We start from the raw sequence: 26,093 nt of genomic DNA on the forward strand, positions 1-26,093 counted from the left end.
GGGCTTGGTGTCCCAAAGGTGCTGCGGTCTCTCATCCGCCACCGCAATCGGCAATACAGCGCCAATCCCGGGCAAAGGGAAGTTACAAAGGTGGCCGGCAGGCCGGATGAGGGGCGTTCCGTCTTATTCGAACGGCGACTACCGCTTCAAAAACCGCCGCGCCGGGCCGCTTACCGAATTGCGCACGATGAGGTCCGGCGTCAGCAGGATCTCGTCGTCCGGCGGCTCGGCGCCGGAGAGGAGTTCCAGCAGCAGCGCCATGGCGGCCTTGCCGATGGCGGTGCGGGGCTGGCGGATCGTCGTCAGCGAGGGCGTCATGAAGGTCGCCTGCGGCACATCGTCGAAGCCGGTCACGGAAAAGTCGGCGGGGATGTCGTAGCCGCGCGCGCGAAGGCCGATCATCACGCCGATGGCCGTCTGGTCGTTGACGCACATGAAGGCGCTCGGCAGCGTGTCGCGCATGAAGAGCTGTTCCAGTGCCAGCCGCCCGCTCTCGATCGTCCCGTCGCCTTCGAGGATGATGCGCTCGTGCGCCGGCACGCCGGCCGCGTCCAGCCCCGCGTCATAGCCCTGACGGCGGCGGCTGTAGGCAAGGCGCGTGCGCGAATCGCCGATGAAGGCGATCTTGCGGTGGCCCTCGGCGACGAGAAGGTCGACGGCTTTCCTCGCCCCCTCTATGTCGTCGACGCCGACATAGGGAATGCCGCCGTTATAGACCGGCTCGAAGACGCCGACGCTCGGCGGCAGGCGCGCCGTCATCGACTGGTGGCCGAAGGGCAGGATGCCGGTGAAGAGGATGAGCCCCGCCGCCTGGTTGGAATTGAGGAACTTCAGGTATTCGAGCCCGCGCTGCGGGTCGTTCTGCGTATGGCCGATGAGGATGCCGTAGCCGTGCGAGCGTGCCTCGTTCTCCAGCCCCACGAGGATGTTGGAGAAGTTCGGGTCGCCGATATCGGGCGCGACGACGAGGATCATGTTCGACCGGCCGAGGCGGAGGCTCCGCGCCATCGCATTGGTCGTGTAGCCGGTGATGGCGATCGCCTGGTTGACCTTCAGCCGCGTCGAGTTGGCCACCTTCTCCGGCGTGTGGATCGCCCGCGAGACGGTCGCGATCGAGACCTGCGCGATGCGCGCAACATCCTCGATCGTGGCGGGGCTGGACGTCGACAAATGGGCTCTCACTCGGCGGTGGATTCCGGCAAGAAACGAAGCGGGCAGCCTCGCCAGTCGCGCGGAAGGAACGGATGTGCGGGGACACTACACAGACTGGCCCGCGGGTCAAACGGCGCTTGGTGAAAATTCCTGATATCCCATGATGTAAACCTTTACATGATCTGTGTAAAGGTTTACATCATCTCCAAGCGGTCGAGGAGCCGCAGGGAGGAAATCCATGAATCCGCAGGCTGCCGACGGGGCTCCCGTCGTTCTCGCCGCACGCCGCATCTCCAAGTCGTTCAGCGGCGTGCAGGTGCTGTTCAGCGTCAATTTCGAGCTGCGCGCCGGCGAAATCCATGCGCTCATGGGCGAGAACGGCGCCGGCAAGTCGACGCTGGTAAAGATCCTCTCCGGCTTCGAGCAGCCGACCTCCGGCGAGATCCTGCTCGACGGCCAGCCGGTGAAGCTGCCGCCGAACGGCCAGGCCGAGGCGCTCGGCATCGTCATCATCCACCAGGAATTCAACCTCGCCGAACACCTCACCGTGACCGAGAGCCTGTTCCTCGGCCGCGAGGTCACGCGCTACGGCGTGCTCGACCGCAAGTTCATGCGTGCCGAGACGCGCCGCGTGCTCGACCAGCTCGGCTCCCATGTCGACGAGATGGCGCAGATCAGCTCGCTCTCCATCGCCGACAAGCAGATGGTGGAGATCGCCAAGGCCATCAGCCGCGATGCGCGCATCATCTTCATGGACGAGCCCACCGCCGTCCTCTCCCGCGAGGAGACCAATTTCCTCTTCCGCCAGGTGCGCAAGCTCAGGGAGCAGGGAACGTCGTTCGTCTTCGTCTCGCACAAGCTGGACGAAGTGATGGAACTGACCGACCGCGTGACCGTGCTGCGCGACGGGCAATGGGTGAAGACCGCGCCGACGAGCATTCTCGACGGCGAGTCCATCGCCCAGCTCATGGTCGGCCGCGAGCTTTCCAGCCTCTATCCCGCCAAGCAGGAGCCGAGCGTCGACGAGGAGGTGGCGCTTTCGGTCGAGGGGCTTTCGACGAACTATGTCAAGGATGCGAGTTTCGAGGTGCGCAAGGGCGAGATCCTCGGCTTTTCCGGCCTCATCGGCTCGGGCCGCACGGAGCTGATGGAAGCGGTGGCAGGGCTGCGCCCGCGTCTTTCCGGCGAGGTTTGCGTGCGCGGCGAGAGCGTGCCCTCCGGCGACGTCCATGCCGCCAACCGCGTCGGCATCGCCTATATGACGAAGGACCGCAAGCACAAGGGCCTGCTGCTGAACTCGCGCATGACGGCCAACCTCACGCTGCAATCGCTGGATAAGCACGGGCAATACGGCTACCTCAGCCCGAAGAGCGAGGCGGGCGCGCTGGAGCGGGCGCGCCGGCGCTTCGACATCCGCGTGCGCGACGGGCGGGTCGTCGCCGGCCGCATGTCGGGCGGCAACCAGCAGAAGCTGCTGCTTGCCAAGGTCATGGAGACCGAGCCCGACGTCATCATCATCGACGAGCCGACGCGCGGCATCGACGTCGGCACCAAGCAGCAGATCTACCATTTCATCTCGGCGCTCGCCCGCGACGGCAAGTCGATCGTCGTCGTCTCCTCGGAGATGCCGGAGATCATCGGCCTGTGCACGCGCGTTGCCGTCATGCGGGAAGGGCGGATCGTCGGCATCCTTGAAGGCGAGGAAATCTCCGAGCAGGAGATCATGCGCTATTCGGCGGGCCTGAAGAAGAAGAGCGCGGCCTGAGCGGTTCGCCGGGCGCCACAACAACGAAATCATGTCGGGGACGAAGATGACGGAAGACGCAGTCGAAACGAAGCCGCGGGGCCGGAGCTGGCGGGACGTGGACCTGAGGGCCGTCGCGCCCTTCGCCGCGCTTGCGCTGCTGCTCATCGTCGGCGCGCTGGTGAACCCCAACTTCATCGGCCTCAACAACCTTGCGAACGTCGCGACGCGCAGCGCCTTCATCGCCATCATCGCGGTCGGCGCCACCTTCGTCATCTCGGCCGGCGACCTCGACCTGTCGGTCGGCTCCATGGTCGCCTTCGTCGCCTCGATCATGATCCTCTTCATGAATTCAGGCGTGATCGCCGATCCGGCGCTGATGCTGGCGGCGGCCGTCGTGCTGACGGTCGTCATCGGCGCGGCCTGCGGCCTTGCCAACGGCCTCATCACCACGGTCGGCAAGATCGAGCCCTTCATCGCCACGCTCGGCACGATGGGCATCTATCGCGGGCTGACCACCTGGCTCTCGCAGGGCGGCGCGATCACGCTGCGCGAGCCGGAATTGCAGGCGCTCTACCGCCCGGCCTATTTCGGCTACATCTTCGGCGTTCCGGTGCCGATCGTCGTCATCTTCGCCGTCACCGCCGTTGCCGCCTTCATCCTCTACCGCATGCGCTACGGCCGCCATGTCGTCGCCGTCGGCTCGAACAGCGACGTCGCGCGCTATTCCGGCATCCCGGTCAACCGCGTGCGCACCATTGCCTTCGTCATCCAGGGCCTGTGCGTGGCCATCGCCGTGCTGCTCTACGTGCCGCGCCTCGGCTCCACCTCCGCCACCACCGGCATCCTTTGGGAACTGCAGGCGATCACCGCGGTCGTCGTCGGCGGCACGGCGCTAAAGGGCGGGGCAGGACGCGTCTGGGGCACCATCTGCGGCGCCTTCATCCTGGAGCTGGTCGGCAACATCATGCTGCTCTCCAACTTCATCAGCGAATACCTGATCGGTGCCATCCAGGGCGCGATCATCATCATTGCGATGCTCGTCCAGCGCTCGCTGGTGCGCAAGTCGTAAAACCGGGTAACGGGTCGCCCGGCATTCGAACCGGACCTGATATTGGGAGGAAACTCATGCGCAAGAAACTACTGGGCCTGACGGTCGCGGCCATGGCGCTCGTCGCCGGCGCCGTCCATGCGGAAGACAAGAAGGTGACGATCGGCGTGTCGATCCCGGCCGCCGACCACGGCTGGACGGCCGGCGTCGTCTACCATGCCGAACGCGTCGCCAAGATCCTGATGGACAGCAATCCGGGCCTCAACGTCATCGTCAAGACCTCGCCCGATCCGGCGAGCCAGGCGAACGCCGTGCAGGACCTCGAGACGCAGGGCATCGACGCGCTCGTCATCCTGCCGACCGACCCGGATCCGCTCGTCAACGCCATCAAGGAAGTCAAGGACAAGGGCACGTTCGTCGCGCTCGTCGACCGTGCGCCGAGCACCAACGACAATTCGGTGCGTGACCTCTACGTCGCCGGCAACAACTTCGCCCTCGGCCAGACGGCCGGCGAATACATCAAGACCACGACGCCGGACGCCGAAGTCGTCGTCATCCGCGGCATGGCGATCCCGATCGACCAGCAGCGCCAGGACGGCTTCGACAAGGGCATCGAAGGCTCGAACGTCAAGATCCTCGACCGCCAGTACGGCAACTGGAACCGCGACGACGCCTTCAAGGTCATGCAGGACTACCTGACCAAGTACCAGAAGATCGACGTCGTATGGTGCCAGGACGACGACATGGCCGTCGGCGTCCTCCAGGCCATCGAGCAGGCCGGCCGCACGGACATCCAGTATGTCATTGCCGGCGCCGGCTCGAAGGACATGATCAAGAAGGTCATGGACGGCGACAAGATGATCCCGGTCGACGTGCTCTATCCGCCGGCAATGGTGGGCACCGCGCTCGAAATGACCGCCGCCAACTTCTACGGCCAGGTCCCGGTCCGCGGCGTCTACACCATCGACGCCACGCTGGTGACGAAGGACAACGCGAAGGACTTCTACTTCCCGGACTCCCCGTTCTGATCTGAAGACGAAGCGGGCCGCCCGGGACATGACGACCCGGGCGGCCTGCCGACAATGCCGACACACCGCCGGCAAGCCCGCTTCCCTCTCCTCCGTCATGGTCGGGCTCGACCCGACCTTCCATGCCGCGGGTGAGGCGGTGGATCCTCGGGTCAAGCCCGAGGATGACGAAAGAGAGGGAGTGGGTGCCAGCGAAAGGGCAGTACGCCCGCCGCTCCGCCGATGTGCCGACACCGAATTTCCACATTGCCCGACCGGCCAAAGGCCGGTAGCCTGCCACGCGCTGCGGTACGTACCGCAAGAACATCTCAGACCGGCCGCGCGGATGGCCGGGTCTCCATGGGAGGACGCCGAATATGAAGACGATCAAGGGCCCCGGCCTGTTTCTCGCCCAGTTCGCGGGCGACGCCGCCCCGTTCAATTCCTGGGACGCCATCACCAAATGGGCCGCCGATATCGGCTACAGGGGCGTGCAGGTCCCGACCTGGGACGCGCGCCTCATCGACCTGAAGAAGGCGGCCGAATCCAAGGCCTATTGCGAGGAGTTCGCCGGCAAGGCGCGCGAGAACGGCGTCGAGGTCACCGAGCTCTCCACTCATCTGCAGGGCCAGCTCGTCGCCGTGCATCCCGCCTATGACGAGGCCTTCGACGGTTTTGCGGCGCCAGAAGTGCGCGGCAACCCGAAGGCGCGGCAGGCCTGGGCCGTCGAGCAGGTGAAGCTCGCGCTCACCGCCTCGAAGAACCTCGGCCTTAATGCGATGGCGAGCTTTTCCGGCGCGCTCGCCTGGCCCTTCGTCTATCCCTGGCCGCAGCGCCCGGCCGGCCTCGTCGAGACGGCCTTCGACGAACTCGCGAAACGCTGGAAGCCGATCCTCGACCATGCCGAGGACTGCGGCGTCGACGTCTGCTACGAGATCCATCCGGGCGAGGACCTGCACGACGGCATCACCTACGAGATGTTCCTGGAGCGCACCGGCAACCATGCCCGCGCCTGCATGCTCTACGACCCCTCGCACTATGTGCTTCAATGCCTCGACTATCTCGACAATATCGACATCTACAAGGACCGCATCCGCATGTTCCATGTGAAGGATGCCGAGTTCAACCCGACGGGCCGGCAGGGCGTCTACGGCGGCTACCAGGGCTGGGTGAACCGCGCCGGCCGCTTCCGCTCGCTCGGCGACGGCCAGGTCGATTTCGGCGCCGTCTTCTCCAAGATGGCCGCCAACGACTTTGCCGGCTGGGCCGTGGTCGAGTGGGAATGCGCGCTCAAGCACCCCGAGGACGGCGCGCGCGAAGGGGCCGAATTCGTCAAGGCGCACATCATCCGCGTCACGGAAAAGGCCTTCGACGATTTTGCCGACGCGGGCACGGACGAGGCCGCGAACCGGCGCATGCTGGGGCTGTGAGAGGCTAGAGCGGGAATACCCCCCTCTGCCCTGCCGGGCATCTCCCCCACAAGGGGGGAGATTGGTTTGGAGCAAGGTGGTGCTGCGATTTGATCTCCCCCCTTGTGGGGGAGATGTCACGAAGTGACAGAGGGGGGTGAGCCTCCCGCACAACTTTCAGGAGGAACACAGATGGCAATCGAAGGAAGCGCAAGCGAGTCGCGCCAACCCCGCATCCGGCTCGGCATGGTCGGCGGCGGGTCGGGCGCCTTCATCGGCGCGGTGCACCGCATCGCCGCAAGGCTCGACGATCACTATGAGCTCGTCGCCGGCGCGCTCTCGTCCTCGCCGGAAAAGGCCGAGCAGTCGGCGCGCGAACTCGGGCTCGACCCCTCGCGCAGCTACGGCAGCTTCAAGGAGATGGCGATCCGCGAGGCGAAGCTGAAGAACGGCATCGAGGCCGTGGCGATCGTCACGCCGAACCACGTCCACTACGAGGCCGCCAGGGAATTTTTGAAGCGCGGCATCCACGTCATCTGCGACAAGCCGCTGACCTCGACGCTCGCCGACGCGCGCAAATTGAAGAAGCTCGCCGAGGAGAGCGACGCCCTCTTCGTCCTCACCCACAATTACACCGGCTATCCGATGGTCCGGCAGGCCCGCGAGATGGTCGCGAGTGGCGAGCTCGGCGCCATCCGCCTCGTGCAGATGGAATATCCGCAGGACTGGCTGACGGAGGATATCGAGAGCAGCGGCCAGAAGCAGGCCGCCTGGCGCACCGACCCCACGAAATCCGGCGCGGGCGGCTCGACGGGCGATATCGGCACCCATGCCTACAATCTCGGCTGCTTCGTCTCCGGCCTCGAGCTGGAGGAGCTTTCCGCCGATCTCGACAGCTTCGTGCCGGGCCGCCGGCTCGACGACAACGCCCATGTCATGATGCGCTTCCGTGAGAAGGACGGCGTGCGCGCCAAGGGCACGCTCTGGTGCAGCCAGGTCGCGCCCGGCCATGAGAACGGCCTCAAGGTCCGCGTTTACGGCACGAAGGGCGGCCTCGAATGGGTGCAGGCCGATCCGAACTATCTCTGGTACACGCCCTTCGGCGAGCCGAAGCGCCTCATCACGCGAAACGGCGCCGGCTCCGGCCCCGCCGCCGCCCGCGTCAGCCGCGTGCCGTCGGGCCATCCGGAAGGCTATCTCGAAGGCTTCGCCAACATCTATTCCGAAGCCGCCCGCGCCATCTACGCCAGGCGAAGCGGCACGGCGGTCGACCCTGCCGTCACCTATCCGACGGTGGACGACGGCCTCAAGGGCATGCTCTTCGTGGATGCCTGCGTGCAGTCCTCGAAGCGCAACGGGGCGTGGGTGAAGGTCTGAGGGCAGGCCGGTAAGGCGTGCCGTGAGATGTGGATCCTCGGGTCAAGCCCGAGGATGACGGCGGGGGAGGCGAGGGGCGCTCCATCCGGTGGATGCCGCGGCATGACGCACCGCCCCTCCTGCTTTCGTCATCCCGGATCACGTCCGGGCAACGGAGCGGAAACAATTGCGTCCTATTAACCGAGGCGGCACGCGCCACTGTCGCTTTTGCCGCTGCCCCTCTCTCTCTCTCTCTCTCTCTCTTCGTCATCCTCGGGCTTGACCCGAGGATCCACATCTCACGGCACGGCTCCGACGCTTCGGTGTGCGGGATGGATTTGGCATGCTTCACGATTGACTTTTTGCGAAATCGCTTTACTGCAACGTTGCAGGTGCCGCTCGCGCGGCGGAAAATTCCTCCCAGCATAGAGACGACCGATGATCGACCCCAAGACCCTTGCCGACCGCTTTCCCGGCGACTTCGTGTTCGGCGTGGCGACCGCCGCCTTCCAGATCGAGGGGGCTGCGAAGATGGACGGGCGCAAGCCGTCGATCTGGGATGCCTTTTCCAACATGCCGGGCCGGGTCTTCGGCCGGCAAAACGGCGATATCGCCTGCGATCATTACAACCGGCTGGAGGAGGATCTCGACCTCATCGCCTCGCTCGGCGTCGAAGCCTACCGCTTCTCCATCGCCTGGCCGCGCATCGTTCCGGAGGGCACGGGGCCGGTGAACGAGAAGGGGCTGGATTTCTACGACCGGCTCGTCGACGGCCTGAAGGCGCGCGGCATCAAGGCCTTCGCCACGCTCTACCATTGGGACCTGCCGCTGATGCTGGCGGGCGACGGCGGCTGGACGGCGCGCCAGACGGCCTATGCCTTCCAGCGCTATGCCCGCACGGTCATCGCCCGGCTCGGCGACCGGCTGGATGCGGTGGCGACCCTCAACGAGCCGTGGTGCTCCGTCTGGCTCAGCCATCTCTACGGCATCCACGCGCCGGGCGAGCGCAACATGGATGCCGCGCTCCATGCGCTCCACGTCACCAATCTCGCCCATGGCCTCGGCGTTGCGGCCATCCGCGCCGAGCGGCCGGAGCTTCCCGTCGGCCTCGTGCTGAACGCCCATTCGATCTATCCGGGCAGCGACAGTGCGGCCGACCGGGATGCCGCCGACCGCGCCTTCGATTTCCACAACGGCGTCTTCTTCGGCCCGGTCTTCAAGGGCGAATATCCGGAACGCTTCCTCGCCGCCCTCGGCGACCGTATGCCGGAAATCGAGCCCGGCGACATGGAGACGATTTCCCAGCCGCTCGACTGGTGGGGCCTCAACTACTATACGCCGATGCGCGTCGCGAACGATCCGGCCGAAGGGGCGGCGTTCCCGGCGACCGTTCCCGCCCCGCCCGTTGTAGATATCAAGACGGATATCGGCTGGGAAGTCTTCGCGCCGGCCCTCGGCGATCTCATCCGCAAGCTCAACGCGGATTACCGGCTGCCCGATTGCTACATCACGGAGAACGGCGCCTGCTACAATATGGGCGTGGAGAACGGCACGGTCGACGACCAGCCCCGCCTCGACTACATCGCCGAGCACCTTGCCGTCACCGCCGACCTCATCGCCGAGGGCTACCCGATGCGCGGCTACTTCGCCTGGAGCCTGATGGACAATTTCGAATGGGCGGAAGGCTACCGCATGCGCTTCGGCATCGTGCATGTGGACTACGACACGCAGGTGCGCACGGTGAAGAAGAGCGGGAAATGGTATGCGGCGCTCGCGGGGGAGTTTCCCAAGGGGAACCACCGGAAGCGGTGAGCGCTTGCCCCTCACCCTAACCCTCTCCCCGTAAACGGGGAGAGGGGACGTGCCCTGCAAACGGTTGTCGATCGAGGAAAACGGCGCGGCATATTCCCTTCGCCCCGCTTGCGGGGAGAAGGTGCCGGTAGGCGGATGAGGGGCTTTTCGCAGCTACTTCCCCAGATGCCGCTCGCCGCGCTTCCTCGCAAGGTCCATCTGCTTTTGCCGCTGGCGGAAGCGCAGGCGGTCTTCCTCGCTGCGGGTGGCGTGGCAGTGGGGGCAGGAGACGCCGGCTTCGAAGAGGGGGGAGGCGATCTCTTCGGCCGTCAGTGGATGGCGGCAGGCACGGCAGAGTTCGTGCTCGCCTTCGGCAAGGCCGTGGGTGACGGAGACGCGCTCGTCGAAGACGAAGCAGGCGCCCTCCCACAGGCTCTCTTCCGCCGGCACTTCCTCCAGATATTTCAGGATGCCGCCCTTGAGGTGGTAGACCTCCTCGAAGCCCTCTTCCTTCATGAAGGCGGTGGCCTTCTCGCAGCGGATGCCGCCGGTGCAGTACATGGCGATCTTCGGCTTGTTGTGCAGGCCCGCATTGTTCCGCACCCAGTCGGGAAACTCGCGGAAGGTCTTGGTGTTCGGGTCGACCGCGCCCTTGAACATGCCGATCGCCGTCTCGTAGTCGTTGCGCGTGTCGATGACGATGGTGTCGGGGTCGGAGATCAGCGCGTTCCAGTCCTGCGGCGCCACATAGGTGCCGACGGAGCGGTTGGGGTCGATGTCCTCGACGCCCATGGTGACGATCTCCTTCTTCAGCCGCACCTTCATGCGCAGGAAGGGCATTTCGGCGGCATGGCTCTCCTTGTGCTCCAGCGCGGAAAATTCCGGCTGGCGGCGCAGGAAGGAAAGTACGGCGCGAACGCCCTCCGGCGGGCCGGCGACGGTGCCGTTGATGCCCTCGTGGGCAAGCAGCAGCGTGCCGCGCACGTCGTTCTCCTCGCAGAGCGCCTGCAAGGGCGCGCGCAGCGCCGCGAAATGCGGAACCGGGACGAAATGATAGAGCGCGGCGACGAGGAAGCCGCCGTCCCCGGCATGCGAAAGGATCTCGTTTGTCATGGCCGTCCCATACAGCCTCGCCGCTTTTCAGGCAATGCGGCGCGGCGTAGCGCCTCAGGTGAGCTGGTGCAGGCTTTCGCCGGTGCTGGCGCCGAGCGCCATCGACTGGTTGGAGTAGCGGCTTTCGCCCGTCACCTCCCGGCCCACCCAGTTCGGCAGCGCCGGCTCGTCGTGGATGGAGGAAAGCTCCACCTCGGCGATCACCAGGCCCCGGTGCACGCCGCCATAGACGTCGACCTCCCAGACATGCCCCTCATAGGGCACCCGGTAGCGCACCTTCTCGATGACGTTGCCGATGGCGTGGCGCAGCATGTCTTCCGCCTCGTCGCGGTCGACGTCGAATTCGTATTCGTCGCGCACGAGCATGGTATGGCCGACCTTGAGGGTGAGGCGCGCGCGCCCGTCGCCGTAGAGGCGGACCCGGAGGGAACGGTCGTCCTGGGCGACGATGTAAGCCTGTCTTATGGCGATGCCTTCGTCTGCGAAGGTGCGCCAGCGCTGGCCCGACACCAGGAACTTCCGCTCGATCTCTTTCGCCATAGGCTCGCTTTCGCGGTTGGAGAGGGGCTTGGGCGGGGGAAGACTACACGATAAGTGTGTCATGACAAGGCCGCAAATCGTGCTTTAGGCTCGACAGGGCGCGGCGGACACGCTATGCCGGGCTCAATTCAATCGTTTTAAAAGGTGGTGCCATGCGCGAGAAAAACGCCAAGCTCCTTTCCGTCCTGAAGCTGCAGCCGGTGGTGCCGGTGCTGGTCATCGACGACGTCAAGACGGCCGTGCCGCTGGCGCGCGCGCTGGTGGCCGGCGGCCTCAAGGCCATCGAGATCACGCTGCGCACGACCGCGGCGCTGGAGGCGATCCGCGCCGTTGCCAACGAGGTCGAGGGCGCCGTCGCCGGTGCCGGCACGATCCTCAACGCCGCGCAGTTCGAGGCGGCCGTGGAGGCCGGTTCGCAGTTCATCGTCAGCCCCGGCACGACGCAGGAGCTGATCGATGCCGCCGCCGGTTCCGAAATCCCGCTCCTGCCGGGTGCGGCGACGGCCAGCGAGGTCATGGGCCTTCGCGAGGAAGGCTACGAGGTGCTGAAGTTCTTCCCGGCCGAGCAGGCCGGTGGTGCGGCCTATCTCAAGTCGCTCTCCTCGCCGCTTGCCGGCACGCTGTTTTGCCCGACGGGCGGCATCTCGCTCAAGAACGCCAACGACTACCTCTCGCTGCCCAACGTCGTGTGCGTCGGCGGCTCGTGGGTCGCGCCGAAGGAACTTGTTGCAAAGGGCGACTGGGCGGGCATCGAGAAGCTTGCCGCCGAGGCGGCCGCGCTCAAGGCCTGAGGCAGGTTCGAAGGATTTGCGGATGGGCGGCTTCCGGCCGCCCATTCGTGTTTGTAATTGGCGGCGCGCCTTCCTATCTTGCCTTGCAGTCGGCCCTTGCCGAGACGGGAGAAACGGAGACGCCCATGTTTGACGCCAAGACGTTGCTTGACCAGTTCCTCGGTTCGCAGGTGCCCGGCGCGGGCGGCACGGTGCGCGAGCGCGCCGGCCAGGTCACCCAGCTCGCCAAGGACAATCCGCTGGCCACCATCGCCATTGCCGGCGTGCTGCTCGGCACGGATGGCGGGCGCAAGGTCGCGGGCTCGGCGCTGAAGCTCGGCAGCCTCGCCGCCATCGCCGGCCTCGGCTACCAGGCCTACAAGAACTACCGCGCCGGCCAGAGCCCGGCCGCGACCGCTGACGCCGGCACGCCCGAGCTTCTGCCGCCGCCGGCCGATTCCGGCTTCCATCCCGAAGCCGTCAGCACGGATTTCGCCCTCATCCTCGTGCGCGCCATGATCGCCGCCTCGCGCGCCGACGGCCATATCGACGATGCCGAGCGCGCCCGCATCATGGACAAGCTGAAGGTCTCCGGCCTCGGCGCGGACGCCGCGCAGTTCCTCGAAAACGAGCTTGCCAACCCGGTCGACCTCGACGCCATCGTCGTCGCGGCGGCGACGGAAGAGCAGTGCGTCGAGCTCTATACCGCCTCGCGCCTTGCCATCGAGCCGGAGACGCGGGCCGAGCGCGGCTATCTCGACCTCCTTGCCGGCCGCCTCGGCCTTGCCGATGCGCTGGTCGACCATATCGAGGCGACGGTTTCGGCCGCCAAGGCCTGATCCCCGCTTTCCGCATTGCGCCGGCCGTCCGGCTGTTCTATCCCTTCGCCAGACCGAAGGAGGATTTTTCATGCGCGATCTCAAGGATTGGAAGGGCTGCCCGCCGCCGGCGCCCGTGACGCTCGAAGGGCGCACCGTGCGCCTCGAGCCCTATGATCGCGCGCGCCATCTCGAAGCCCTCTGGGAGGCCTTCGGCGGCATGGGGATCAATCCGCTGCTCCTCTATTTCACGCAGGCCGATTTCGCCGGCATCGAGGATTTCGACGCCTGGTCCGAAAAGGCCATCAAGGGCGGCTGGGTGCGCGAGGTCATTATCGACAAGGCGAGCGGCAAGCCGGTCGGCATGGCGCATTACATGCGCCCCGACCCGGCGAACGGCGTGGTCGAGATCGGCGGCGTCGCCCATGGCGCCGGCATGGCACGCTCGCCGATGTCCACCGAGGCGCACTATCTTCTCGCAAGGCACGCCTTCGAGGACCTCGGCTACCGCCGCTACGAGTGGAAGTGCCACAACGACAACGCGGCCAGCAAGCGCACCGCCGCCCGGCTCGGCTTTACCTTCGAGGGCGTCTTCCGCCAGCACATGCTGTCCAAGGGTGAGAACCGGGATACGGCATGGTTCTCCATCATCGACGGCGAATGGCCGGTGCTGGCGAAAGCTTTCGACGCCTGGCTGTCGCCGGAGAATTTCGGCGCGGACGGCCGGCAGAAGCGGAAGCTGGAAGATATCCGCGCCGATATCGCCAAGGCGGGCGTGGCGTGAGCGGGGCACCGGAGCGCAAGGCGCAGGCGCTGGCCGCGCTGCTCATCCTCTTCGGCACGGGGCTCGCGTTCTATTTCCTGCCGAAGATCATGATCGCGCTCGGCGCCGTCTCGCCCTGGCTGGCAGGCGCGTTCGGCGCGCTCCTCGTCGCCGGCTTCTTCCTCATCTTCTGGCTGCGGGCGCGCTACCAGCGGCGGCGCGGAAACTAGGCCTGTAGCGAAGCGCCGAGCAACAGCAGGCCCATCACCATGACCAGGAGCGCGCCGCCGATCTCGATGGCGGTGCCGATGCGCGCGCCAAGCGAGCCGTTGCCGGCAAAGCGCATGGCCGCGCCCTTGGCCGTGACGGCGAGGGTGGCGAGGATCGAGACGGTGATGGCCGTGCCGATCGACATGGCAAGGACGGCGATGACTCCGCCGAGATAGAGGCCGTTGAGCAGGGCGAAGCTGAGGACGATCAGTGCGCCCGAGCAGGGCCGAAGCCCCACGGCGATAATGGCCGACCATGCCTCGCGCAGCGCGAAGCGCTCGCCCTTCAGGAGCGACGGGTCCGGCGCATGGGCGTGGCCGCAGGTCGAGCAGACCTCTCCGGCATGATGATGATGATGGTGGTGATGCCCGTGGTCGTGCGTGCCGTGAACCTCGACCGCCTGCGCGCCGATTGCCGGGACGCGGCGGGCGGGCGCGAGCTTGCGCAAGAGCAGCCAGGCGCCGAAGAGGGCGATGAGGGCGTAGCTTCCCGTTTCGAGCGCCCGGGTGGCGTCGGTCATGGAGACGGTCGTGCCGCGCAGGAACAGATAGGCCGCGCCGACGAGGAGGATTGCGACGATGCCCTGCAGGATCGCCGAGAGGAAGGAGAGGAGGACGCCGCGCTTCAGCTCCACCTCGTTCGCCAGCATGTAGGACGAGATGACCGCCTTGCCGTGGCCGGGGCCGGCGGCATGGAAGATGCCGTAGGCGAAGGAAAGGCCGACGAGCGTTACGGCTGCCCACGGCGTTTCCCGCATCTCCTTCAATGCGCCCGTCATCAGCCGGTAGAAGCCCACCTGCTGCGTGTTGATCCAGGCGAAGAGGCCGCCGAAGACGCCCGTCGTGTTGAACCCCGGCTCGGCCGAGCCGATGCCGAGCGGAGATGCGGCGTGGGCGAGGGGAGCGAAGAGGGTGAGGGCGAAAAGGAGGAGGAGGGCGAGGTGGCGGGTGTGACTCACCCCCCTCTGCCCTGCCGGACATCTCCCCCTCAAGGGGGGAGATTGGATGGAGCGGCGTTTCGCCCATCGTTGACGTAGCAGTTTGAGCAAAGGGCATGCGTCTTGCCGATCTCCCCCCTTGAGGGGGAGATGCCCGGCAGGGCAGAGGGGGGTAGCGCTACGCCCGCCGCTCAGCATGTGACCTCCAGCCGGGTGGCGAAGAGTTTCGACATGTCGGTGCCGGTGGGGTCGTTGAAGAAGGCGTCGGTGAGGCTCGACTGGTTTTCCGAAAGCACCTCGTCGGGGTCCGGCCGCACGACGGCGCTCTTGCAGGCGGCGAACTTGTCGCCGACGGTCACGAGGTCGCCGTCCGAAGGGAAATCCATCGAGGCGTACATGGTGGGGTCGTAGACGCCGAAGGTGAGCTTGCCCTTGAGCGGCATGACCTCGTCCGGCTTGACGGCGAAGAACATCAGGAGCTGGCCGTCCTTGTAGTCGACGTTGATGACGTCGGGTTTCCTGACCTTCACCGTCCGGCCGTCCTCGGTGATGGTCGTGTAGTAGCTGAACTCCTCCAGCGAATCGAGGACGGTCTTGCCGACCTCGGCAAGCTCGTCCGGGTCGAGCTCGGCATTGCTGTTCTTGTCGAAATCCATGACGACGCTGGCCGAGAACATCTCGTCGAAGCGCCAGACGTTGCGCAGCTCTTCGATTGTCCCGTCCTCGCCCGCCACCACCTCCAGCCGCGCCTCGGCGAAGATGTGCGGATGGGCGAGCGCCGCGGCAGGCGCGGCAAGGGCCGCACCGGCGATGAGAAGGGGGAGGAATCGCATCGGGTCTCGGGCCTCTCGCGCATGCTTTGCGAAATGGAGAATCGTCCGGTTCATTGAAGCGGAAATGGGTCGGAATTGGGACCCCTAGGATTCGATGCCCGGATTGCGGCGGAACCAGCCGTGCAGGAAATCCACGAAGGTGCGCACCTTTGCCGGCAGGTAGCGGCGGTGCGGGTAGATCGCGTAGATGCCGCGGTCGGTCGGAAGATAGTCTTCGAGGACGGAGACGATGCGGCCCGATTCGAGGCAGGAGCGGGCGATGAAGGCCGGCACCTGCGCGACGCCGAGGCCGCTTGCCGCCGCGCGCACGGCGGCCGTCGGGCTGTTCACCTCGATATGGCCGCTTACCGGAACGGAAAAGCCCGCGCCCTTCTCATCGACGAAGCGCCAGTTGCTGTGCGACTTGCCGTTCGTGTCGATGATGCAGGGAAGGCGGGCAAGGTCGCCCGGATGCTCGATGGGACCGACCCGCTCCAGGAATTCCTCGCTGACGCAGATCTTCAGGTAGAAATCGCCGAGCTTGCGGGCGATGAGGGCCGAATCCTCCAACCGCGTGATGCGGATGGCGACGTCGAAGCCCTCTTCCACCAGGTCGACGAAGCGGTCGTCGGAGACGATCTCCAGCGAAAGCTCGGGATGCTCCCGGCCGAAATCGATCAGCGACTGGCCGATATCGGCATCGACGAAGGTGCGGGGCGCCGAAACCTTCAGCTTGCCGCGCAGGTCCGTGTTCTTCTCGCGCACCAGATCGGCGAGGTTGTCGATCTCCTTCAGGATGTCGGAGGCGGTGCGGTAATAGGTGTGGCCGGCCTCGGTCATCGAGAACTGGCGGGTGGTGCGGTTGAGCAGCAGCGTGCCGAGTTCGTCCTCCAGCTCGCGCACATATTTGGAAAGCAGCGCCTTGGAGCGGCCGGTCTTGCGCGAGGCGGCGGAAAAGCCCTCGGCATCGACCACGTCGATGAAGGCCCGGATCCGGGTCAATGTATCCATGTGTCCCCACTTGAATGGTGCGCCGGGTGTCTTGCGTTCCGGCCTGCGTCAGGCACGGCCCCGGTGCATAAGAAATGTGTCAAAAAACCAGTTTCGCGAATGTCGTGGCTCGGGGAATATTTTCAATAGGCAAGTTCAAAAAACCTCTTGATTACGACAGCGATTCTCCTTATCTCCGCGCTTGCCCAAAGTCGCACGTGCCTGTGGGTGTCCGCCGACCCTCGATTTGGTGAGGATCATCGGTAAGGTACCTGGACCTAACCGCTCCAGTCGCACTTCCGGCCAACCGGACATGCGAGGACATCTTGAAGCAACGACGGTGCGGGCCTTTCTGGTGTCTGCCGGCTTTCCATCAGCCGGGGTTACTGAAGAGGCACACCTTCATTGCCGGACGTGCGGTCGGGTTCTCCCACCAATCCATGGCAGACAAAGCGAATTGAAGCCTAGGCGGGCTTCGGTTCACCGTTCGCGCATATGCGCATGCTTGGTTCCGGGGTCTCCACCGGCTGGTTCCAACGCGTTGCCGCATCTGCCCTTTGTCCTCCGGGTTTTCCCGGAGAAAGCTGGATATGGGGAATACCGAGATGGCTTCTGCACGTATTATCGACTTCCTGAACACCCGACGTCCCGACGGTCCCTGCCTTGTGGTCGACCTCGATGTCGTGCGCGACAATTTCAAGGCCTTCCGCCACGCGCTGCCGGACAGCGCGATCTACTATGCCGTGAAGGCCAACCCGGCGCCGGAAATCCTGCGCCTTCTCGCCAGCATGGGCTCCAATTTCGATTGCGCGTCCGTCGCCGAGATCGAAATGGCGCTCGACGCCGGCGCGACCGCCTCGCGCATCTCCTTCGGCAACACGATCAAGAAGGAACGCGACGTCGCCAAGGCCCATGCGCTCGGCGTCTCGCTCTTTGCCGTCGACAGCCACGAGGAAGTCGAGAAGATCGCCCGGGCCGCCCCCGGCGCCCGCGTGTTCTGCCGCGTCCTGACGGACGGCGAGGGCGCCGAATGGCCGCTCTCGCGCAAGTTCGGCTGCGTGCCGCAGATGGCCGTCGACGTGCTCGTCTACGCCCACCAGCTCGGCCTTGCCTCCTACGGCGTCTCGTTCCATGTCGGCTCGCAGATGACGAAGCTCGACGCCTGGGATTCGGCGCTCGCCGATGCCAAGCGCGTCTTCGTGCAGCTTGCCAAGCAGGGCATCGAACTGAAGATGGTCAACATGGGCGGCGGCTTCCCGACGAAGTACCTGCGCGACGTGCCGTCGGCGGAAGCCTATGGCCAGGCGATCTTCGGCGCGCTGAAGAAGCACTTCGGCAACCAGATCCCGGAAACCATCATCGAGCCGGGCCGCGGCATGGTCGGCAATGCGGGCGTGATCAAGGCGGAAGTCGTCCTCGTCTCGAAGAAGTCGGACAACGACAACCACCGCTGGGTCTTCCTCGACATCGGCAAGTTCGGCGGCCTTGCCGAGACGATGGACGAGGCGATCCGCTACCCGATCCGCACGCAGCGCGACCGGGACGCGATGGAGCCCTGCGTGCTCGCCGGCCCGACCTGCGATTCGGCCGACGTGATGTACGAGAAGAACATGTACCCGCTGCCGGTCTCCCTGACGATCGGCGACGAGGTCCTGATCGAGGGCACCGGCGCCTATACGACGACCTATTCGGCCGTCGCCTTCAACGGCTTCGAGCCGCTGAAGGCCTACGTCATCTGACCACCCGGCGCTCCCGTCCCTGCGGGAGCGCCGGTCCTTCACAATCAGTCCCAGATACCGTTTGAATCGGTTTTGAGTGCGGGAGGCCCGGAGATGGCCGCTGTTCTTGATTCTGTCCGCGCGTTCTTCGCGCATGCCGCCTTCACCATCGACCGGGAGAACGCCGGCGACGTCGTCGCGCGCGAGCGTCTGCTCGACCGCGTGATGGGCGAGGCGCGCTTCCGCAAGTCCTCGGAAAAGCTGCGCCGCGGCCGCCTGCCGGCCGAAGGCCTTGCCCTCGTCGCGCGCGATGCGGACGGCCATGTCATCGGCACGGTGCGGCTGTGGAATGTCGAGGCGGGCGTCGACGCGGACGGCAATCCCGTTCCGGCGCTGCTGCTCGGGCCCCTCGCCGTCGATTGCGCGCACGAGGGCAAGGGCATCGGCGGGGCGCTGATGCGCGCGGCGATCACCGAGGCGCGGGGCCGCGGCCATGGCGCGGTGCTGCTCGTCGGCGATCCGGAATATTACGAGCGCTTCGGCTTTTTCGCCGGCAAGGCGCGGCATCTCGTCATGCCCGGCCCCTTCGAGCGCCGCCGCTTCCTGGCGCTGGAGCTGAAGGACGGCTGGCTCGACGGCGCGGCGGGCATTCTCGTGGCAAGCGGCACCCGGCTGGCGGGCGAGCAGCGCAGGGCGGCGTGACGGTTTGACTTGCCGGCGCGCTTGCGCTATCAGGCCGGCAGGGTGAGAGCCCCTGCCGTCCGCAAGCCTCCGGCTTTGGTGAAGTCTCTCTTCGATACGATCGGTCTTCCAGCATCCAGCATGCGAACCGGCGGCAATGCGGGCCCCCTCCGAAACGACGCATGCCCGACTGGAGAACCGCCATGCGTCCATCCTCGACGCCACTACCATCCCTCGACGCCCTGAAAGACCAGGCAAAGCGGCTGCGCGCGCGCTTTTCCGGCGAAGGACAGGGTATTTCCCATTCCCGTGCGCTGGAGCTCATCGCCGCGCAATACGGCTATCGCGACTGGAACACGCTGCACGCGGCTGTCGGCAACCGGCCGCCGTTCAATCCGTGGATGCTCGGCGCGCGCGTGCGCGGGCACTATCTCGGCCAGCCCTTCGATGCCGAGGTGCTCGGCGTGCAGGCGATGTCGAGCCAGCCCGGCCGCTACCGCATGACGCTGCATTTCGACACCCCGGTGAACGTGTCGACCTTCGACAGCTTCTCCGTCTTCCGCCAGCGCGTGAGCTGCACCGTGGACGAGACGGGGCGGACGGTGGAGAAGACCTCCAACGGCCGGCCGCATCTCGAGCTGGAGTGGTGAGCCTCAGAACGTGCCGGAAAGCCGGGCCGCAAGGCCGTCGACCGTGAAGTCGGCGGCCGGGTCGGTCTCGTGGCGCAGGAGGCGGCTATATTCCAGAGTCACAGCGGTGCTCTTGGCGAAGGTATAGGTGAAGGCCGCTTTCGCCGAGCGCGTGCGGGTGCGATAGTCGTAATAGAGCCAGTCGCTGCGGGCCTCCTCGTAGCCGAGGGCGAGCTTCAGCTTCTCCGTCAGCGCCGTTTCCAGCGAAAGGCCGATGGTGCGCACGTCCTCGCCGAGCGGGTCGTCGATATCGGCAAGCTGGATATCGCGCAGGAAGGTCGCCTTCAGCACGGTTTCCCGCGGGAGCCGGACGGCAAGTTCCGCCTTCAGGTAGGGGCGGGTGGGCTCGACGGATGTTCCGAGCGCGTCGCTTGCAACGCGCATGAGGCCGGCTTCCGCCATCAGCGTGACGGGACCGAAGGCGTGGCCGTAGGCGAGCGAGCCGCGCAGCGTCGTTGCCGGGAAGCGTTCGAAGACCTGCTGCTCGTTCGAGGGGATGTTATTGGTGCGGGCTTCCACCGTGGCGCCCAGTTCGCCGCCGAAGAGAGGCAGGATATGGCCGGCCGTGAGCGTGGCGAGGCGATAGCCCGCTTCGAGCTGCGTGCGGGGCAGGCCCGGAAGCGTGAATTCCGCAAGGCCCCGGTTGAGATTGGAGAGGGCGGCGGTGACGTGGCTCTTGCCGCCAGCGTGATCGACCGTCAGGTCGGCGCTTGCGGAAGCGACGACATCGGCCTTGCGGTAGCCGATCAGGAGGCCGGGCAGGGCAAGAAAGATGTCGCCGTCGCGCCGCTGCTCGATGCTGCCTTTCAGCGTGAGGCGGACGCCTTCGGCAAGCTCACGGGTGAAGCCGGTTTCGAGCCCGACCGTCCGCTCGTCGGCGAAACGGTAGCGGGCGAGGCGCCGCACGCTCGCTGTAAGCGCATAGGCGAATTGGCTGTCCTCAAGGTCGAAGCTGCCGCGCAGCGCGACCTTTCCCTCGCCGAAGGAGGCCGGCAGCGCTGTGGTATCCTTGAAAACGTTCGATGTCCGGCCGCCACCGAAGCTGTAGTTCACGGTTGAATCGGCCATTGCCGGGTTGCATTGGCCCCATGCCAGCGCCGCAAAAAGCAGGCCATGAAGAGAGCGCATCGGATTCTGCCCCTGTCCGGTTTCGAAACGGAATCCTAGGGTTGCATGGTTAAAAATTCGTCCATAGGTTGATTTTCAATCTAGATCGGAAATTTATAGTATTAAAAGTTGTATCCGGTAGGGAATCGTTAAACTTGTAACTGTTATGGTTAACTGTTTGCTATGACTGGGAAATCCGGTTGAGTAAAGCAGGTCTTATATTACCTTTGATTGCGTACCGATGAGGTGCACAACCAAAGGAGAGAGACCATGAACAAGACCCGCATCATCGCCCTCGCAACCGTCATCGCCTTTGCCGGCGCCAGCCAGGCGTCGGCCGGCGGCCTGCTCGGGATCGGCATCCTCGGCAACAAGACCCGCACGGGCAGCATCGTCGTCGCCCCGAGCGTCGGCCTCGGCGTCGGCAACATCCTCAGCGACAACAACGGCAACAAGGTGCTGAACGGCGTGCTCGCGAACAACCTCAACGGCACGCTGTCGGGCGTCCTCAACGGCTCGGTGCTGGGTATCCTCGGCGGTGCCGGCGGCAGCGATTGCGGCTGCAAGCATCGCCGTCACTGATCGCGCCTTCCCCGCCCCGCGCGGTCAGTGGCCCGGGAGAGCTTGGCTCTCCCGGGTTTTTCGCATGATGGAGGGATTATCCGGTGAGGTCGACCACGCCGCAATCGCCCGCCTCGCTGGCGAAGGCGAGGAGCTTGCCGTTGCGGCTCCAGGCCATGGAGGTGACGGCGCCCTTGCCGGGGCGGCGCAGCAGCACCTCGCGGCTGTCGGAGAAGCGCGCGGCAAGCACCATGCCGTCCGAATAGCCGATGGCGACGACGTCCTCGGCCGGATGGCAGGCGACGGCCGTCACCATGACGTCGGCGCGCGTGCCGAGTTCGAGCGGCGGCTTGCCCATCGGGCCGTCCTTGGCCGCGAAGGGCCAGACGATGGCGGCCGGCGCGCCGGAGGAGGCGAGCCACTTGCCCTTGGCCGACCAGGAGAGCGACTTCACCTTGGCCGGATAGCCGGTCATGCGCATGTGGCGCGTGTCGGCGCCGGGCTTGCTGTCGAGCTTCCAGCCGTGCAGGGCGTTCTCCTGCATGCTGGTGACGACGAAGCGGCCGTCCGGCGAGAAGGTGACGCCGGTATGGGCGCCCTTCCATTCGAGATCGACGGGCTGGCCGGCCATCGCCACCCAGTGCAGCGAGACGCCGTTGTAGCGTGCGACACCGATGCGAAGGCCCTTCGGCGCGAAGGCGATGCCCTCCACCGAGCGGCTTTCCGCAAACTCCCTGATCGTGCCGTCGGCAAGGCGCACGCGCGCCGTGCGGCCCTCGGCGAAGCCGACCGCGCCCTGCGGGCCGGCGGCGACGACGGAGATCCATTTGCGCGGCACCTCGGCAAGCAGCGTCGCGGTGCCGTCGGCGGCAATGCGCATCACCTTGCCGTCCTCGCCGCCGGTGATCAGCGTGTCGTTCGCCTCGTCGCGCACGCAGGCAAGCAGCCCGTCATGCGCCTCGGTGACCTTCTGGCCGTGATCGAGACGGTGGATGGCGCCGGAGGCGGTGGCGAAGAAGGGCACGTCGCCGAGGAAGGCGGCCGCGACGACGTGGCCGTCGAGATCGAGAGGGGCGACTGTCGGCATCAGGCTTCGTCTTTCATGCGCAGAGTGTCGTCCGGCTTCATGCCTTCTGTGCCTCGCAGGCCTTGAAGGTGCGTTCGATCTTCTCGCGGTCGAGGTCGCGGCCGATGAAGACGAGGCGGCTTTCGCGCTTCTCGCCGTCCTTCCAGGCGCGCTGGTGGTCGCCTTCGACGATCATGTGGACGCCCTGCACGACATAGCGCTCGTCGTCGCCGGCAAAGGCGATGATGCCCTTGAGGCGCAGGATGTTCGGGCCGTCCGTCTGGGTGATCTTCTGGATCCACGGGAAGAAGCGGTCGGGGTTCATCTCGCCGCCGCGCAGCGAGATCGACTGCACCGCCACGTCATGGATCGGCGAGGCGTCGTGGTGATGATGATCGTGGTCGTGGTGATGGTCGTGATCATGATCATGGTGGTGATGGTGGTCATGATCGTGATGATGATGGTCGTGGCCGCAATCGGGGCCGCAGACATGGTCCGGGTGGTCGTGATCGAGGAAATGCGGATCGTTTTCCAGTGCCCGCTCCAGGTTGAAGGCGCCCTGGTCGAGGACCTTGGTGAGGTCTATGTCCGAGCGGGTCGTGCGGTGGATGCGCGCGGAGGGGTTGATGGCCCGCACCGTCGCCTCGACCTTGGCCAGTTCCTCGGGGGTGACGAGGTCGGTCTTGTTGACGAGCACGACGTCGGCGAAGGCGATCTGGTCCTCGGCCTCGCGGCTGTCCTTCAGGCGCAGCGGCAGGTGCTTGGCATCGACCAGCGCGACGACGGCGTCGAGCTCGGTCTTCTGGCGCACGTCGTCGTCCATGAAGAAGGTCTGGGCGACCGGCACCGGATCGGCAAGGCCGGTGGTCTCCACGACGATGGCGTCGAAGCGGCCGGGGCGGCGCATCAGGCCCTCCACCACGCGGATGAGGTCGCCGCGCACGGTGCAGCAGATGCAGCCGTTGTTCATCTCGTAGATTTCCTCGTCCGACTCGACGATGAGGTCGTTGTCGATGCCGATCTCGCCGAACTCGTTGACGATGACGGCGTATTTCTTGCCGTGGTTGCCGGTGAGGATGCGGTTGAGCAGCGTCGTCTTGCCGGCGCCGAGATAGCCGGTGAGCACGGTGACGGGAATGGGCTTGGGAAGGGCTGTTTCGGTCATGGGAACCTCGAGCGGATAACAGGGACGGTAAAGGCGTCCGGTTGGCGACTGATATAGGAGATCGGACGGGCCAGCGCAAATGCCGTCAGCAAAGCGTTTCGACGTCGAAGGCCGCGACATCCTCGAGAAGGGCGACGAGGCCGCGGAGCGCATGGGCGATCAGTTGCTCGCCCTTTTCGGCCGTCGCCGCGCTCGCATCGCCCGCAACGCCCTTCGGGTTGAGGTCCGCCATCTTCCAGCCGAAGGCATGCGGGCCGTAGGCGCGCAGATAAGCGAAGCGCGCCGCGAACTCCGCCTGCCGCGAGCCGAAGCGCTCGGCCTTGTCCATCCGCACAAGATCGGGATGGAGGGCGAGCATCACCGAAGTCTCGATATCGCCGCCGTGGATGTCGATGGCCTTGTCTTCCGGCGCGATCCAGCCTTCGGGCTGGCCGAAGCGGGTCCAGGCGGTGGCGACGACGAGCATGTCCAGCCGCACCCGCGCCTCGGTGGCGAGGATGGTCATCAGCGGCGAATTGCCGCCATGGGCGTTGAGCAGCACGAGCTTGCGGATGCCGAAGCGGTGGAGGTCTTCGGCGATGGCAAGCCAGCGCTCGATCGCCTCCGCATAGCCGAGCGAGCGCGTGCCGGGCACATCGAGATGCTCCGGCGAATAGCCGACCGGCTCGGCCGGAAGAAAGGTGACGGGAAGGTGCGGCGGCAGCACGGCCATCAGCCGCTCGGCGATGCCGTTCGCGATCAGCGTGTCCGTCTCCAGCGGCAGGTGGGGGCCGTGGCCCTCATGAGCGCCGAGCGGCAGGACGGCGATCCAGTCGGCCCGTTCGGCCGTCGGCAGGGTGAGGTCGTTTTCGGTCCATCGCAGGTTGGGATGTGCCATGCTCTCTCCGATCCCGACTTGCCGCCCGCCTTGGTCCTCTGTCATACAGGGCCGGGCCCGTGATGCAAGGGCAGCGCGTTCTAGCGAGGCGATCGATGGGAAAGAAGCACAAGGACGGCAAGGACGGGAAGAAGGCCAAGAAGAAAAAGGCGCACGAGGCCGTCTCGGGCGCGGGCCTTGCCGCCGCCGTCGTCAACGCGGCGCGCTCCATGCGCACGGTGCTCTCGCGCAACCTCATCGCCACCGGTCTTTATGCCGGCCAGGACGGCGTCATCCTCACGCTTGCCGAGGAAGGCGGGATGACCGCAGGGGCGCTCGCCGCCCGCCTCGGCGTCAAGGCGCCGACCATGACGCGCACCATCGGTCGGCTGGAGGCGCAGGGCTTCGTCGAGCGCCGGCCGGACGAGACCGACGGCCGGCTGACGGTCGTCCACCTCACCGAGGCCGGGCGCGCCTCCATCGACCGCATCGCCGAAGCCGGACGCCTCAGCGAGCGGCAGGCCGCCGAAGGCCTCAGCGAGAAGGAGGTGCGCAACCTCCTCAAGCTGCTGCGCGCCATGGACGAGAACCTGCACGGCGCAACGCCCGAAACCGGTGAAAAGGCGGTTGCCGATGGAATTTAAACTGTTTAAATAAACGGTTTTAAAGGCTGCGCGTTCACCGGGAGGAATCGTGGCACAGAAGGTAAAGCTATCCACCATCGCGGAAACGCTCGGCGTTTCCACGGCGACGGTGTCGCTCGCGCTCAGGGACAGCCCGCTGGTGGCCGCCTTCACGCGCGAGCGGATCAAGGAACAGGCGCGCGCGCTCGGTTATATCTACAATCGCCGTGCCGCGAGCCTTCGCACGTCGCGCTCGGGCATCATCGGCGTCGTCGTGCACGACATCATGAACCCGTTCTACGCGGAAATCCTGAAAGCCATCGAAAGCGAGCTCGACCGCGACCGGCAGACTTTCATCCTTTCCAACCACTACGATTCGGTGGAGAAGCAGCGCAATTTCGTCGAGACGCTGCTGCAGCTCGGCGGCGACGGGGTGATCATGTCGCCGGCCATCGGCACGCCGCCGGAGGATATCCGCCTTGCCGAGGACAACGGCATGCCGGCGATCCTGATCGCCCGCTCCATCGACGGGCTCGACGTGCCGATCTTCCGCGGCGACGACAGCTACGGCATCTCGCTCGCCACTAACCACCTGATCGGCCTCGGCCACCGGACGATCGCCATGGTGGGCGGCACGGACCAGACCTCGACCGGCCGCGACCGCTACCAGGGCTATGTCAACGCGCTGCGCAAGGCCAATATCGAGGTCGATCCCGGCTTGCGCATCCCCGGGCCCCGCACCAAGCAGGGCGGCTTCGAGGCTGCGGTGCATTTCCTCTCGCTGCCGCAGAAGCCGACGGCCGCCGTCTGCTGGAACGACCTCGTCGCCATCGGCCTGATGAACGGCATCGCCCGCGCCGGGCTCGTGCCGGGCCGCGACGTCTCCGTCACCGGCTACGACGACCTGGAGGAGGCGGCGATCGCCACGCCCGCCCTTACCACCGTCTGGAACGGCCAGTCCGAGGTCGGCCGCAGCGCCGCAAGGGCATTGCTCGACAAGCTCTCGGGCAGCCACGAGCCGGACGGCATCCATCTCATCAAGCCGGAAATGCGCATCCGGCAATCCACCGGACCGCTGAAGCCGCATTCCGACGGCTGAGGCAT

The 26,093-nt window shown here is 66.0% G+C and carries 26 protein-coding genes; 16 read left to right on the forward strand and 10 right to left on the reverse strand.

The annotated features are described in order from the left end of the window. Positions 1-138: 138 nt before the first annotated feature. Positions 139-1,170, reverse strand: a complete 1,032-nt coding sequence (locus tag HNQ66_RS10480) for a LacI family DNA-binding transcriptional regulator (RefSeq protein WP_184143869.1) — start codon at positions 1,168-1,170, stop codon at positions 139-141. Between the two features lie 220 nt (positions 1,171-1,390). Between HNQ66_RS10480 and HNQ66_RS10485 the strand changes: the two genes are divergently transcribed. The 6 genes from HNQ66_RS10485 to HNQ66_RS10510 all read left to right on the forward strand — a co-directional run bounded on the left by HNQ66_RS10485 (position 1,391) and on the right by HNQ66_RS10510 (position 9,531). After that, positions 1,391-2,917, forward strand: coding sequence for a sugar ABC transporter ATP-binding protein (locus HNQ66_RS10485; RefSeq protein ID WP_184143871.1), 1,527 nt, complete (start codon positions 1,391-1,393; stop codon positions 2,915-2,917). A 46-nt stretch (positions 2,918-2,963) separates the two neighbouring features. After that, the gene (locus HNQ66_RS10490) at positions 2,964-3,968 is read left to right on the forward strand and encodes an ABC transporter permease (protein WP_184143873.1); all 1,005 of its coding nucleotides are present in this window, start codon (positions 2,964-2,966) and stop codon (positions 3,966-3,968) included. A 56-nt stretch (positions 3,969-4,024) separates the two neighbouring features. After that, the gene (locus tag HNQ66_RS10495; RefSeq protein ID WP_184143875.1) at positions 4,025-4,975 is read left to right on the forward strand and encodes a substrate-binding domain-containing protein; all 951 of its coding nucleotides are present in this window, start codon (positions 4,025-4,027) and stop codon (positions 4,973-4,975) included. A gap of 356 nt (positions 4,976-5,331) precedes the next feature. Then, positions 5,332-6,384, forward strand: a complete 1,053-nt coding sequence (locus HNQ66_RS10500; RefSeq protein WP_184143876.1) for a sugar phosphate isomerase/epimerase family protein — start codon at positions 5,332-5,334, stop codon at positions 6,382-6,384. A 171-nt stretch (positions 6,385-6,555) separates the two neighbouring features. Next, positions 6,556-7,740, forward strand: a complete 1,185-nt coding sequence (locus HNQ66_RS10505) for a Gfo/Idh/MocA family protein (RefSeq protein WP_184143878.1) — start codon at positions 6,556-6,558, stop codon at positions 7,738-7,740. A gap of 417 nt (positions 7,741-8,157) precedes the next feature. Further along, on the forward strand, positions 8,158-9,531 hold the full coding sequence (locus HNQ66_RS10510; RefSeq protein WP_184143880.1) for a GH1 family beta-glucosidase: 1,374 nt from the start codon (positions 8,158-8,160) through the stop codon (positions 9,529-9,531). Positions 9,532-9,684: 153 nt separating this feature from the next. Here the strand turns inward: HNQ66_RS10510 and trhO are convergent, their stop codons facing one another. Further along, positions 9,685-10,623 (reverse strand): oxygen-dependent tRNA uridine(34) hydroxylase TrhO, encoded by a 939-nt coding sequence (gene trhO, locus HNQ66_RS10515; RefSeq protein WP_184143882.1) that lies wholly within the window; start codon positions 10,621-10,623, stop codon positions 9,685-9,687. A 54-nt stretch (positions 10,624-10,677) separates the two neighbouring features. Further along, a complete protein-coding gene (locus HNQ66_RS10520; RefSeq protein WP_184143884.1) occupies positions 10,678-11,163 on the reverse strand; it encodes a CYTH domain-containing protein in 486 nt (161 codons plus the stop codon). A 152-nt stretch (positions 11,164-11,315) separates the two neighbouring features. Here HNQ66_RS10520 and HNQ66_RS10525 point away from each other — a divergent pair, with 152 nt between their 5' ends. The 4 genes from HNQ66_RS10525 (at position 11,316) to HNQ66_RS10540 (ending at position 13,744) form a co-directional block, all read left to right on the forward strand. Beyond that, complete coding sequence (locus tag HNQ66_RS10525) at positions 11,316-11,954, forward strand: 2-dehydro-3-deoxy-phosphogluconate aldolase (protein WP_184143886.1); 639 nt, start codon at positions 11,316-11,318, stop codon at positions 11,952-11,954. A 125-nt stretch (positions 11,955-12,079) separates the two neighbouring features. Then, positions 12,080-12,772, forward strand: a complete 693-nt coding sequence (locus HNQ66_RS10530; RefSeq protein ID WP_184143887.1) for a tellurite resistance TerB family protein — start codon at positions 12,080-12,082, stop codon at positions 12,770-12,772. A 70-nt stretch (positions 12,773-12,842) separates the two neighbouring features. Further along, the gene (locus tag HNQ66_RS10535) at positions 12,843-13,535 is read left to right on the forward strand and encodes a GNAT family N-acetyltransferase (RefSeq protein ID WP_184143889.1); all 693 of its coding nucleotides are present in this window, start codon (positions 12,843-12,845) and stop codon (positions 13,533-13,535) included. Then, positions 13,532-13,744, forward strand: a complete 213-nt coding sequence (locus tag HNQ66_RS10540) for a hypothetical protein (protein WP_184143891.1) — start codon at positions 13,532-13,534, stop codon at positions 13,742-13,744. Before HNQ66_RS10535 ends, HNQ66_RS10540 begins: the two co-directional genes overlap by 4 nt. On the opposite strand, the gene HNQ66_RS10545 is transcribed toward HNQ66_RS10540, so the two are convergent. The 3 genes from HNQ66_RS10545 to HNQ66_RS10555 form a co-directional block, all read right to left on the reverse strand. Then, a complete protein-coding gene (locus tag HNQ66_RS10545) occupies positions 13,741-14,742 on the reverse strand; it encodes a nickel/cobalt transporter (RefSeq protein ID WP_343059472.1) in 1,002 nt (333 codons plus the stop codon). The genes HNQ66_RS10540 and HNQ66_RS10545 overlap by 4 nt on opposite strands. A 170-nt stretch (positions 14,743-14,912) precedes the next feature. Next, entirely contained in the window at positions 14,913-15,554 is a 642-nt protein-coding gene (locus HNQ66_RS10550) for a DUF1007 family protein (protein WP_184143895.1), read from the reverse strand. An 84-nt stretch (positions 15,555-15,638) separates the two neighbouring features. Next, a complete protein-coding gene (locus HNQ66_RS10555; RefSeq protein ID WP_184143897.1) occupies positions 15,639-16,544 on the reverse strand; it encodes a LysR family transcriptional regulator in 906 nt (301 codons plus the stop codon). A gap of 584 nt (positions 16,545-17,128) precedes the next feature. Here HNQ66_RS10555 and odc2 point away from each other — a divergent pair. The 3 genes from odc2 (at position 17,129) to HNQ66_RS10570 (ending at position 19,572) form a co-directional block, all read left to right on the forward strand. Next, positions 17,129-18,262 carry an ornithine/lysine decarboxylase gene (gene odc2, locus HNQ66_RS10560; protein WP_184143899.1) on the forward strand — a complete coding sequence of 378 codons (1,134 nt, stop codon included), beginning with the start codon at positions 17,129-17,131 and terminating at the stop codon, positions 18,260-18,262. Between the two features lie 93 nt (positions 18,263-18,355). After that, positions 18,356-18,943 (forward strand): GNAT family N-acetyltransferase, encoded by a 588-nt coding sequence (locus HNQ66_RS10565; RefSeq protein WP_184143901.1) that lies wholly within the window; start codon positions 18,356-18,358, stop codon positions 18,941-18,943. Positions 18,944-19,125: 182 nt separating this feature from the next. Next, positions 19,126-19,572, forward strand: coding sequence for a glyoxalase superfamily protein (locus HNQ66_RS10570; RefSeq protein ID WP_184143903.1), 447 nt, complete (start codon positions 19,126-19,128; stop codon positions 19,570-19,572). A gap of 3 nt (positions 19,573-19,575) precedes the next feature. Here HNQ66_RS10570 and HNQ66_RS10575 read toward each other — a convergent pair whose 3' ends face one another. Next, positions 19,576-20,679: a porin family protein gene (locus HNQ66_RS10575; protein WP_184143905.1), complete on the reverse strand. Its 1,104-nt coding sequence runs from the start codon at positions 20,677-20,679 to the stop codon at positions 19,576-19,578. 309 nt (positions 20,680-20,988) lie between these two features. Here HNQ66_RS10575 and HNQ66_RS10580 point away from each other — a divergent pair, with 309 nt between their 5' ends. Continuing rightward, positions 20,989-21,300 (forward strand): hypothetical protein, encoded by a 312-nt coding sequence (locus HNQ66_RS10580; RefSeq protein WP_246434276.1) that lies wholly within the window; start codon positions 20,989-20,991, stop codon positions 21,298-21,300. A gap of 76 nt (positions 21,301-21,376) precedes the next feature. Here the strand turns inward: HNQ66_RS10580 and HNQ66_RS10585 are convergent, their stop codons facing one another. From HNQ66_RS10585 to HNQ66_RS10595, 3 genes are all read right to left on the reverse strand, one after another. Beyond that, positions 21,377-22,366: a WD40 repeat domain-containing protein gene (locus tag HNQ66_RS10585; protein ID WP_184143907.1), complete on the reverse strand. Its 990-nt coding sequence runs from the start codon at positions 22,364-22,366 to the stop codon at positions 21,377-21,379. A gap of 37 nt (positions 22,367-22,403) precedes the next feature. Beyond that, positions 22,404-23,510, reverse strand: a complete 1,107-nt coding sequence (locus HNQ66_RS10590) for a CobW family GTP-binding protein (RefSeq protein WP_184143909.1) — start codon at positions 23,508-23,510, stop codon at positions 22,404-22,406. 85 nt (positions 23,511-23,595) lie between these two features. Beyond that, complete coding sequence (locus tag HNQ66_RS10595; RefSeq protein WP_184143911.1) at positions 23,596-24,387, reverse strand: creatininase family protein; 792 nt, start codon at positions 24,385-24,387, stop codon at positions 23,596-23,598. A 95-nt stretch (positions 24,388-24,482) separates the two neighbouring features. On the opposite strand from HNQ66_RS10595, the gene HNQ66_RS10600 reads away from it, so the two are divergent. Together HNQ66_RS10600 and HNQ66_RS10605 are read left to right on the forward strand one after the other, a co-directional pair. Beyond that, positions 24,483-25,010 (forward strand): MarR family winged helix-turn-helix transcriptional regulator, encoded by a 528-nt coding sequence (locus HNQ66_RS10600; protein WP_184143913.1) that lies wholly within the window; start codon positions 24,483-24,485, stop codon positions 25,008-25,010. Positions 25,011-25,059: 49 nt separating this feature from the next. Next, the gene (locus tag HNQ66_RS10605; protein ID WP_184143916.1) at positions 25,060-26,088 is read left to right on the forward strand and encodes a substrate-binding domain-containing protein; all 1,029 of its coding nucleotides are present in this window, start codon (positions 25,060-25,062) and stop codon (positions 26,086-26,088) included. Positions 26,089-26,093: the final 5 nt, after the last annotated feature.

The sequence above is a fragment of the Shinella fusca genome (assembly GCF_014203155.1).
Classification (GTDB): domain Bacteria; phylum Pseudomonadota; class Alphaproteobacteria; order Rhizobiales; family Rhizobiaceae; genus Shinella; species Shinella fusca.

Coding starts and splice junctions, on each gene's coding strand:
- odc2 (WP_184143899.1), top strand. CDS start 17,129: ATGGCTTCTGCACGTATTATCGACTTCCTGAACACCCGACGTCCCGAC.
- HNQ66_RS10585 (WP_184143907.1), bottom strand. CDS start 22,366: ATGCCGACAGTCGCCCCTCTCGATCTCGACGGCCACGTCGTCGCGGCC.
- HNQ66_RS10505 (WP_184143878.1), top strand. CDS start 6,556: ATGGCAATCGAAGGAAGCGCAAGCGAGTCGCGCCAACCCCGCATCCGG.
- trhO (WP_184143882.1), bottom strand. CDS start 10,623: ATGACAAACGAGATCCTTTCGCATGCCGGGGACGGCGGCTTCCTCGTC.
- HNQ66_RS10510 (WP_184143880.1), top strand. CDS start 8,158: ATGATCGACCCCAAGACCCTTGCCGACCGCTTTCCCGGCGACTTCGTG.
- HNQ66_RS10565 (WP_184143901.1), top strand. CDS start 18,356: ATGGCCGCTGTTCTTGATTCTGTCCGCGCGTTCTTCGCGCATGCCGCC.
- HNQ66_RS10535 (WP_184143889.1), top strand. CDS start 12,843: ATGCGCGATCTCAAGGATTGGAAGGGCTGCCCGCCGCCGGCGCCCGTG.
- HNQ66_RS10600 (WP_184143913.1), top strand. CDS start 24,483: ATGGGAAAGAAGCACAAGGACGGCAAGGACGGGAAGAAGGCCAAGAAG.
- HNQ66_RS10500 (WP_184143876.1), top strand. CDS start 5,332: ATGAAGACGATCAAGGGCCCCGGCCTGTTTCTCGCCCAGTTCGCGGGC.
- HNQ66_RS10490 (WP_184143873.1), top strand. CDS start 2,964: ATGACGGAAGACGCAGTCGAAACGAAGCCGCGGGGCCGGAGCTGGCGG.
- HNQ66_RS10580 (WP_246434276.1), top strand. CDS start 20,989: ATGAACAAGACCCGCATCATCGCCCTCGCAACCGTCATCGCCTTTGCC.
- HNQ66_RS10525 (WP_184143886.1), top strand. CDS start 11,316: ATGCGCGAGAAAAACGCCAAGCTCCTTTCCGTCCTGAAGCTGCAGCCG.
- HNQ66_RS10495 (WP_184143875.1), top strand. CDS start 4,025: ATGCGCAAGAAACTACTGGGCCTGACGGTCGCGGCCATGGCGCTCGTC.
- HNQ66_RS10555 (WP_184143897.1), bottom strand. CDS start 16,544: ATGGATACATTGACCCGGATCCGGGCCTTCATCGACGTGGTCGATGCC.
- HNQ66_RS10570 (WP_184143903.1), top strand. CDS start 19,126: ATGCGTCCATCCTCGACGCCACTACCATCCCTCGACGCCCTGAAAGAC.
- HNQ66_RS10485 (WP_184143871.1), top strand. CDS start 1,391: ATGAATCCGCAGGCTGCCGACGGGGCTCCCGTCGTTCTCGCCGCACGC.
- HNQ66_RS10550 (WP_184143895.1), bottom strand. CDS start 15,554: ATGCGATTCCTCCCCCTTCTCATCGCCGGTGCGGCCCTTGCCGCGCCT.
- HNQ66_RS10520 (WP_184143884.1), bottom strand. CDS start 11,163: ATGGCGAAAGAGATCGAGCGGAAGTTCCTGGTGTCGGGCCAGCGCTGG.
- HNQ66_RS10590 (WP_184143909.1), bottom strand. CDS start 23,510: ATGACCGAAACAGCCCTTCCCAAGCCCATTCCCGTCACCGTGCTCACC.
- HNQ66_RS10575 (WP_184143905.1), bottom strand. CDS start 20,679: ATGGCCGATTCAACCGTGAACTACAGCTTCGGTGGCGGCCGGACATCG.
- HNQ66_RS10530 (WP_184143887.1), top strand. CDS start 12,080: ATGTTTGACGCCAAGACGTTGCTTGACCAGTTCCTCGGTTCGCAGGTG.
- HNQ66_RS10595 (WP_184143911.1), bottom strand. CDS start 24,387: ATGGCACATCCCAACCTGCGATGGACCGAAAACGACCTCACCCTGCCG.